This is a genomic window from Enterococcus sp. BWB1-3 (genome assembly GCF_016745275.1).
In the GTDB taxonomy this organism is placed as follows: Bacteria; Bacillota; Bacilli; order Lactobacillales; family Enterococcaceae; genus Enterococcus_L.
Genome location: NZ_JADOEP010000053.1, coordinates 1,914 through 3,458, shown reverse-complemented (window position 1 = coordinate 3,458; position 1,545 = coordinate 1,914). Strand labels below are relative to the sequence as shown.

1 rRNA gene (cut by a window edge) is annotated in these 1,545 nt (G+C 50.6%); it reads right to left on the bottom strand.

The features are described 5' to 3' along the window. A 23S ribosomal RNA gene (locus IW492_RS17680) occupies positions 1-1,533 on the bottom strand (it extends 1,425 nt beyond the left edge of the window). Positions 1,534-1,545 lie beyond the last annotated feature (12 nt).

Sequence of the window (1,545 nt, the reverse complement as noted above, 5' to 3'; positions counted from 1 at the left end):
GACTCACCTCAAGACTCGTTGCTTGGACGTGCTCTTCCATTCGCACATTTCCTTAGCCTGCTGCGTCCCTCCATTGTTCAAACAAAATCATCTGGTACAGGAATATCAACCTGTTGTCCATCGCCTACGCCTTTCGGCCTCGGCTTAGGTCCCGACTAACCCTGGGCGGACGAGCCTTCCCCAGGAAACCTTAGTCATACGGTGGACGGGATTCTCACCCGTCTTTCGCTACTCATACCGGCATTCTCACTTCTAAGCGCTCCAGCAGTCCTCACGATCTGCCTTCTACGCCCTTAGAACGCTCTCCTACCATTACACCTAATGGTGTAATCCACAGCTTCGGTAATATGTTTAGCCCCGGTACATTTTCGGCGCAGGGTCACTCGACTAGTGAGCTATTACGCACTCTTTAAATGGTGGCTGCTTCTAAGCCAACATCCTAGTTGTCTGTGCAACCCCACATCCTTTTCCACTTAACATATATTTTGGGACCTTAGCTGGTGGTCTGGGCTGTTTCCCTTTCGACTACGGATCTTATCACTCGCAGTCTGACTCCCGGATATAAATGTATGGCATTCGGAGTTTATCTGAATTCGGTAACCCGAGATGGGCCCCTAGTCCAAACAGTGCTCTACCTCCATCATTCTTAATTCCGAGGCTAGCCCTAAAGCTATTTCGGAGAGAACCAGCTATCTCCAAGTTCGTTTGGAATTTCTCCGCTACCCACACCTCATCCCCGCACTTTTCAACGTACGTGGGTTCGGTCCTCCAGTGCGTTTTACCGCACCTTCAACCTGGACATGGGTAGATCACATGGTTTCGGGTCTACGACTGCTTACTCATTCGCCCTATTCAGACTCGCTTTCGCTGCGGCTCCGGCTCTTCACCTTAACCTCGCAAACAATCGTAACTCGCCGGTTCATTCTACAAAAGGCACGCCATCACCCATTAACGGGCTTTGACTTGTTGTAGGCACACGGTTTCAGGGTCTATTTCACTCCCCTTCCGGGGTGCTTTTCACCTTTCCCTCACGGTACTGGTTCACTATCGGTCACTAGGGAGTATTTAGCCTTGCGGGATGGTCCCCGCGGATTCCGACGGAATTTCACGTGTTCCGCCGTACTCAGGATCCTCCTAGGTGCTGTCAACATTTCGTCTACGGGGCTTTCACCCTCTTTGGCGGACCTTTCCAGGTCCTTTGACTATCCTGACAGACTCCCATATTGGAGTCCTACAACCCCAACAAGCAAGCTTGTTGGTTTGGGCTCTTCCCGTTTCGCTCGCCGCTACTCAGGGAATCGAATTTTCTTTCTCTTCCTGCAGGTACTTAGATGTTTCAGTTCTCTGCGTCTACCTCGATTACGCTATGTATTCACGTAATCGTAACATCCTATAAAAGATGCTGGGTTCCCCCATTCGGAAATCTCTGGATCATAGCTTACTTACAGCTCCCCAAAGCATATCGGTGTTAGTCCCGTCCTTCATCGGCTCCTAGTGCCAAGGCATCCACCGTGCGCCCTTATTCACTTAACCTTATCAACCTTG